The 7825-nt window shown below is 69.4% G+C and carries 2 protein-coding genes; both read right to left on the bottom strand.

Annotation, left to right across the window (positions count from 1 at the left end):
• Positions 1 to 4785: RHS repeat domain-containing protein (locus tag CCO02nite_RS15480; RefSeq protein ID WP_146844078.1), on the bottom strand; the 4785-nt coding region annotated here is incomplete at its 3' end.
• On the bottom strand, positions 4785 to 7472 hold the full coding sequence (locus CCO02nite_RS15475; RefSeq protein WP_186812741.1) for a LamG-like jellyroll fold domain-containing protein: 2688 nt from the start codon (positions 7470 to 7472) through the stop codon (positions 4785 to 4787). The genes CCO02nite_RS15475 and CCO02nite_RS15480, both read right to left, overlap by 1 nt.
• Positions 7473 to 7825: the final 353 nt, after the last annotated feature.

Raw genomic sequence — 7825 nt, 5'->3', positions numbered from 1 at the left:
ATAGGTCACGACCGACCCGTAGGTGTTGCCGAGGTCCATCGCGACGAGGCGACCGTCCGGCGCCGTGCTCGAGTTCGCGACGTAGGTGCCCCACCCGAACCCGCCGGCCATCCACCGCGGCACCGACGCGGAGTCGAAGTAGGTGCTCACCCGTTCGCCACCCAGGATCGTCGAGGACGTCCCGTCGATCTCCTGCGTCACTGCGGGCAGCGTGGTGGCAGCGAGCTGACCGTCGGCGGCGTACTCGTAGGTGGTGGTGAACGTGCGTGTCGCGAGCTTGGCCAGGTTCCCGACCGCCGGCAGCGTCACCTTCGTCCCGGTCACGCGGTAGGCGTCGTCGTACCCGATGATCGAGGTCGTGTACGACTGACCGTCGACGTACCGCGTCGACGAGGTCAGCTGGCCCTTGGCGCGCGTGTCGTACGCGAACGAGGTCAGCGTCACCTCCCCGGCGGAGACCTTCGTGTTCCGGCCGAGCGCGTCGTAGGTATAGGTGCGCTCTCCGGTGGCGTCGCTGACCCAGGTCAGCTGTCCGACCTCGTCGTAGGCGCTGGTGGTCTCGCCGGCGTCAGGGTCCACCGCGCGCACCTGGTGCCCGGCGTAGTCGTACCCGTAGGTCCAGGTCGTGTCGTTCGCGTCGCGCATCTCGACCAGACGCTCGAGCACGTCGTACCGATAGGTGGTCTCCTGTGGGTCGTCGGCGGCGGCCCACACCAGTGTGCGAGCACGCCCGCTGCCTTCGAGCTGGGGTCGGGCGGTGTGCTGGACGAGCGTGACCGTGTTCCCGTCGGCGTCCGCGGTGGTGGCCGTGGTCGTGCCGCCCGCGGGTGGGAACACCGTGGTCGTCGACCCGTCGTAGAGCGTGACGGTGCGCCACTTCTCGTTGCCCGGCTCGCTGGTCCCCGAGTACAAGACCTCGTCCGTGACCCGACCGGCCCCGTCGTACAGGTACTTCGTCAGCGACGCGACGGACACGGGCTTGTCGAGCAGCTTGGCGTTCGCCTGCCCGGACGTGGTCCACGCCCCTGTCGTGAGCCGGACCCTGCCGGCACTGTCGTAGAAGGTCGCGCTCACGGTGCGTCCACGCGCCGCGGAGGTGTCCGTACCGACCGCGCCCGCGTCCGCGGACGGCGACTGGGTCTGCACGACGCGCATCAGCCCGTCGTAGATGACCGACGAGACGTTGCGGGAGACCCCGTCGGCCGCGATCGTGCTGGTCACGACAGCGTTGATCCCGTTCGCGCGCTGCGTGTACGCGTAGGTCACGGACGGGGTGGGTGGCGCGGCGGGATCGTAGGCCCGGTCCGGGTACCAGACGGCGGTCAACCGCCCGAGCTCGTCGTACTGCCCGTGGGTCTTCTTGCCGTTCGCGTCGATCGTGTCGGTGAGCACACCGGTGAGCGGGTCGAACACGGTCGACGTGGTCAGCGGCAGCTGGGCACCCGTCCCGTCGGGGTCGGGGGTCGTGACGCTCACCTTGGTTGGTAGCCCGTAGTCCGTGTCCTGGTAGGTGGTCGTCGTCGTGCGGCCGCGCGCGTCGGTCACCGCCACGAGCCGCCCGTAGGGTTCGGGGACCCCGGACGTGGTCGTGTAGGAGTACGCGGTGAGCGGCCGGGCGGCCCCCGGACCTTCGGTCGCGTTCAGCTCGCTGGAGGTCACGACACGGCCCGCGCTGTCGTAGCCCGCACGGGTGTCGGTCAAGATCGTGTGCACGTCGACCGTCCCCGTCGGGCAGGGCCCTGAGGTGACCAGCGTGCGAACGGGCAGTCCGAGCATGTTCTTCGCGATCAGCCCGGTGTCGCCGGCATAGCTGATGGCGGTGCAGGTGTCGTCGCTGGTGTCCGCGATCGCCCCGTCGTCGTCGACCCGTTCGACCCGCGCGTGCGAGTCCAGATCGGTGGTGGTCCTCGTGGTGAGGTCCGCCAGCACGCTCCCGGCCCTGCTGTACGTCTCGCCGTAGGTGGTCATCTGGCCGATCAGCGACGCCGTGCGCCCGTCCTCGGCGGTGGCGGTGACCTGGACGTCCGAGGGGAGGCTGACGGCCCGCGACAGGAGGTTCGCACCATCGAACTGCTCCACGGCGTAGACCTGGCCGGCGAACCGTTCCTGGTCGGTGACGACCGCCGGAACACGGTGGTCCTGGTCGCCCGATCCGGTTCCCGGTTGCGGCAGGCCGTCGCGCCGTGTGGCCTCGACGCCCAGGAGGTAGTGCGTAACCGTCCGAGTGGCCACCGTGTCTGAGCCGCCGACGACGGTGGTGATCGACCCGAAGCCGCGGAAGTCGGAGTAGGTCACCTGCTTGGGCTTGACGAGCGGACCGGTCGGCTTCACCCAGGTCGCGTCCTGGCTGTACGTGTAGCGCGTCGTGATGGCCTGGCTCACGGCGGTGGACGTACCGCCGCCTTGGTCGACCTGCGCCACGACGTACTTCGCGAACCAGTCGAGGTCACCCGGGTGCTTGTAGTCCCAGCCGACCGGGTAGCACAGCGCCGTATTACTCGCAGGGTTCGACGGCAACTGCTCACACCCGCCGGTGTAGGCCACAAAGGTGTACGCACCGGCCTGCGTGTTGATGCGCTCGACGCGCGGCCGGCTCATCGGTGGGCCGGGGTTGCCCGCCACCTGCACGCGGTTGTCCTTGAAGACCGCGTTGAACACGGCAGGATCAGGGTCCCCGGAACTGGCGACCTGGTCGCGGCCGGTCTCCTGGATAGAACGCAGCCACAGGATCGAACCCACGTCGACGGCCGGCTTGGAGCCCCTGTTGTCGGTGTGAGCGTTCGGGTCGTACATGTCGTGCTTCAGCGACCACGAGTCGACCGTGTGCCACGCGCCGTCGTAGGTCTGCGTGACGATCTTCGAGAGCTTGTCGACCTCGAAGAACGCGGGCCCGGTGATGTTGGCGCACTTCTTCTCGTCGTCAACGGTGCAGTACAGGTCGACGGGGACGTCCGGCCAGCGGCTCTCGTTGTCCGCCATGTTCGACACCAGGCACGCGGCATCGGTCGTGTCCCCGGTGCAGCGCGGCGTGCTCTGGAAGCTGACCCGTGCTCCGGCGGTACGGCTCGAACCGGTTCGGGTCCCGTACTCGATGGAGCTCAGGTGCCCACCGACGGTGTAGGCCACCGGTGTGGCCTGCTTCGCGCTCTTGTAGGCCCCGGTCGTGCGCGTGTAGGTGTATCGCATCGTGTTCCCGAGTGGGTTCTCGACGCGATCGAGGTTCCAGCGCCACACCTGCTGGCAGCTCGACCTCTTGAACGAGGACACGTGGCACGCCTCGCCTGTGTGGTTGCCGAAGACGGGAACGGTCCACACCGACTGCGTGTCCGCACCGGACGCACCGCCCTCACCGAACGAGTAGCGGGTGCCGTCCACCGTGGTCACGACCCAGTAGTCGGTGGTGGAATCGATCCCCCGTGCGCGCGTCACGGCCTCGACCCGGGTGCCGTCCTCATTCTTCGCGTGCCAGGTCTTCGTCGACTCGTCCTGGACGAGCTCGATGGACGCGCCGTCCAGCGACATCGTCAGGTTCGCCGCACCCCAGCACAGGTCACCGGCGTACTTGTCCGGGTACCCGGTGTTGTTCGGCGCGGCGCCGTCCACCTTGTCCAGGTCCTGAGCGCACGGGACGTAGGTCCGCTCGATGAAACTGTCGCTCAGCGACCAGCCCTCGCCGACCCAGGACGCCTGGTTGTTGGTGTCCGAGGTGCGCCCGTCAGAGACGGCCGAGGAGTACGAAAGTGCCAGGTCGGGCGTCAACCCACCGGAAGTCGGAGGTACGTCCAGCGGGTAGGACCAGGTGAACGCACCGGTTGCCCCGGACGTGCTCCACGACCCCGAAGGAGCCAGGCTGCTTGCGCCCCACTGGCCCGACGGCCCACCGGAGCCGGCCGCGACGGCGACACGGACGCCGCCGCCGGCCGCCAAGCCCTGCGCGAGCGTGCCGACCGTGCCCGCCGAACCCGGCTGCGGGTCGTCGAGCGTCGCGTCGGTACCGAGCGGATCGGTACCAGGCTCGTGCAGCTCGACAGTGGCGGTCAACGTCTGCGACTCGGTGTCGTTGGCGCTGTCCAGCGGCACCGGCACGCACACCGACTCCTCGTCCTCCACGCCGTCGAGCAGACAGGCGGGCAGTGCGAAGAACTGCAGGCGCGAGGCCCAGTCCGGACCACCGGCAGCGGCGAACTCCGCGTAGGAGATCGTCACCTCAACCGCGGTGTCATCACCGGAGTCACCGGACACGTCGGCCAGGTCGAGCACGACACCGCCTACACCGGCGGCCTCGGTCGCGTCCTGGTCACGAACCTGCACACTGACAGCGCTCGGCGCGGTCACGCCCTCGACGGTCGCGAGCGTGACCGGCAGACCCCCGACGACGTCGCTGACCTGCCCACTCGAGCCCGAAGCTTGCCCGACAGACCCGCCGCTCGCCCCGGCCAAGCGCCCGCTCGGCGCGGTCCCGCCCCCGGCGGACAGACTCAGTGTGCCCGAACCCCCCTCGGGCAGTTCGGCGGGCCCTGGCGCGATCGTGTCGCCCGCCTCGGCCATCATGGGCGAGGCGGTGATCGGCGTCGGTTCCACGACAGGCTCGGCGGGAAGCTGCGCGACGACGTCCGCGAAGTTCGACGACCGCGACTCGAGCGCGTCGCTGGACGGTGCCGCGTCCGAGGCCACCACGATCGCGCCCGGTGCCGTCGACAGGCACAACGCCACCGCGGCCGCCGCACCCGCCAGGGCGCCCCAGCGCCCCCGCGGGCGGCGGTTCGTCATCGTGCGGCGGTTCATCAGTTGCCACCCGTCGTCGGGTCCAGATCGCGCCACGTGGCCGTGCCGCCGGAGCCGCCCTCGGGTCCGACGCCGGTCTGGTTCGCCTCAGCCCCCTGACAGACCCGTCGGATCTTCGCCGGGGCCACGACGTCGCCCTGGAAGACCCGCACGTTGTCGATAGCGCCGGTCCACCATTGCGCGCCCGCGTCGCTCACCTCGGCGCGCCCGAGGGCGAGCACGCCGACCGTGGTGCCCATCACCGGCGCCGGGGCCTCCGCGCCCACGGGCTCGCCGGGTGACGGGTCCTGCGGTGTGCCGATGTCGCAGACCCACAGCCGCTGCTTGCCCGCGGCCTTGTCGTACTCCGCCAGGAGCATCGTCCAGCGCCCGACCACCGGCGCGACCGTGGAGTACACCCGCGTGGGGGCCCCCGACGGGCCGTACATCGAGAACGCCCAACAACCCGTTGCCCCGCTCGGGCATCCCGACGCGTGATAGCCGACCTTCCACGCGCTCGACCAGCCGGTGTCCTGGGAGACAGCGATCGCGGTCGATTCCGCACTGTCGAGGCGCACGTGCGCGCTGACCACGAAGCTGCTCGAGGCGTCGAGCACGCTCGAGCGTGAGCTCAGCTCGTCGTCGACCCCGTCGAGCAGCGGCGCCCAGTCGCCCTCACGCGCCTCGAAGAGCCCGTGCGGTCCACGCGTCCACGCAACCGCGTCGCTCAGCATGTCACCCCGGTCATCGCCGTTGGCTGCTTCCGCCATGTTCCGGAAGACCACACGCTTGACGCCGGTCCCCGGGTCCGCCTGGGTGAGGGTGTTCTTCGAGTCGAAGCTCCACACCACGTCCTCGGTCGACTCGGCGACCGAGAACCAGTACGTCGTCGGGCGCGAGACGTTCCCTGCCTCGTCGACCGCCACCACCAGCCACCAGTGCGGCCCCGCGTTCACGGGCGTGAAGCACTTGCGCGCCCTGCCCGACGCATTGGGGACCTTCGGGGCCGTCAGCTCCGCGGCGCTGGATGCGTCCAACCCGTACAGGAACCCGTTGACGTCCGTGTCCGCCACCACGTCGAACAGGAAGCACCCGGTGACACCGACCCCGCCGGCCTCCTCACCACTGACGTACGCGATCGGGTCACCCGCAGCACTCGGGTGCTCCGCGCTCACGCGTGGCGCGTGGGGGGCCGTGGCGTCCGGCAGGAACTGGCAGAACGGCGACCAGGCGCTCATCCGCCCCTTCGAGTCGACCGCACGCACCCGCCACTTCGCCGTCACGTCCGTCTTGATCGTGTCGCCCGGGATCCCGAGGCGCTGCACGATGCCGCTGGTCTGGAAGCTGTTCACGCGCGCGGACCACACCATCGAGCCGCCCTGGTAGACCTCGAACTCGCCCTTGACCGTGGAGTCGGGGTCGCTGATCACCGCTGCCATCGTCGGAGTCGTGCTGGCCACGAGGATCTGCGCACCGACTGCCTTGCAGGAGTCGTACGAACCGTCCACACCCATCTGCATCGACGACAGAATTGGGACCTCGGGTGGCAGGTTGTACACCACCGTCAACGTCGCGTCGTTCATCCGGAACCGGCGCCAGGTCGAGAACGAGTCCTCCGTTCGCGACCTCATCCCCAACGTCATGGTCGTGCCCTTGCCGAGCCTGGAGCTCACACCGCCCAGCACGTCCCAGTCGACCCACTGCGCGCTCCCGCACTCGCCGTCGTCGTAGTACCGCGGGCTGTTCGTCGCCAGCAGCTTCGAGGTCGCGGGCATGGTGCTCCACCTCGTGGCCGAGCTGATGTCCGCCGCCATCAGATACAGGTCGAGCGGCAACGTCGAACAGTCCGACGAATGCGTGATCCACGTGCTGAACTTTGCCGAGAGCAGGTCATCGGCCGACAGGGTCATCAACTCGTCCAGCCCGGCGAACTCCCACAACAGGCGCGACTTGTACGTCGCTGCACACGTGTCGTCCAGGCAAAGCCCGACACCCTCCCCGTACGTGTCCACCGACTTGTACTTGACCCCGATACTGTCGACGGATCGCACGGCCATCCACTCGTTGCGGGTGTTCTCGATCTCCGGGTCGATCGTGATCGGCCACACCGTGTCCGAGTCCGCCACCATCGCCTCGTTCGCCTCGACCACCATCGTCTGTGCATCGGCGACGCTCACCGCCAGCGGGCTCACCACGTCACCCTCGGCCGGTCCAGCGTCATCTACACCCGCACCGTCACTGCTCGCGGCGCTCGGCGACGGGCTCGAACCCGCGGACCCGCCATCACCCAGCGCGTCGCCCGCAGAGTCCCACTGCAGCGGGGTGCCGCCAGACAACTCGACCTGACCGGTCGTGACATCCAGGACCGCCAGACCACCAGCGGGACCGTCCGGCCGAGCGAGCCGCAGACCATCTGAGACGCGCAACGTGAACCCCACGCCGGCCGGCCCCGCCACACCAGACAGCGCCTCGTACGCGTCGGCATCCGCAACGTCGATGACAGGAGTCGCCCCTGAGGCGTCCTGCGCCACGTCGACGGTCAACGCGACGCCGACGATCGGCACACCGCCCTCGTCGAGCATGGGCCACGTCACCTGCGACCCCTCGATCACCGGTACGCCCAAGTCCGTCGGAGCGTCGAACGACACCACCCCGTGCTCGGCCTCGACCGTCAAGAACTGCGCGCCGTCACCGCCATCGCGATCCATGGTGATCTGCGACACCGGAGATGCCACGACAAGCTCAGAACCACCGGCAACCACCGTCGCGTCCGTCGGCATCCACTCACCGGTGACGTCTGTACGCACAGCCCTGGTCGTCAGCTCGTGCCGCACGGTCTCATCCGGCGTCGCCACCAACCGCGACCACGGGTCATACGACTCGACCGCCGCCACATCGTGATCGCACCCGAGTGCGAGCCGAACCGCCTCCTGCAAGGTCGGCGCCTCTATGGCAGCACACTGCGCGCCCGACAACCCCGGGTCCTCCTGCGCGGCCGCAACTGCGAACACCGAAGCGGCGGCTACCGCCGCCACCGACGCGGTCGCCACAGCACGGGGGG

Origin of the sequence: Cellulomonas composti (assembly GCF_007990245.1) — a bacterium.
Lineage (GTDB): Bacteria > Actinomycetota > Actinomycetes > Actinomycetales > Cellulomonadaceae > Cellulomonas > Cellulomonas composti.
Note: the sequence above shows the minus strand (reverse complement) of the source record. Positions and strands in the feature narration are given on the sequence as shown.

What these genes read in the sequence shown, in the direction of transcription:
- CCO02nite_RS15475 (WP_186812741.1), bottom strand. Translation starts at nt 7,472, where the DNA reads ATGGATCGCGATGGCGGTGACGGCGCGCAGTTCTTGACGGTCGAGGCC.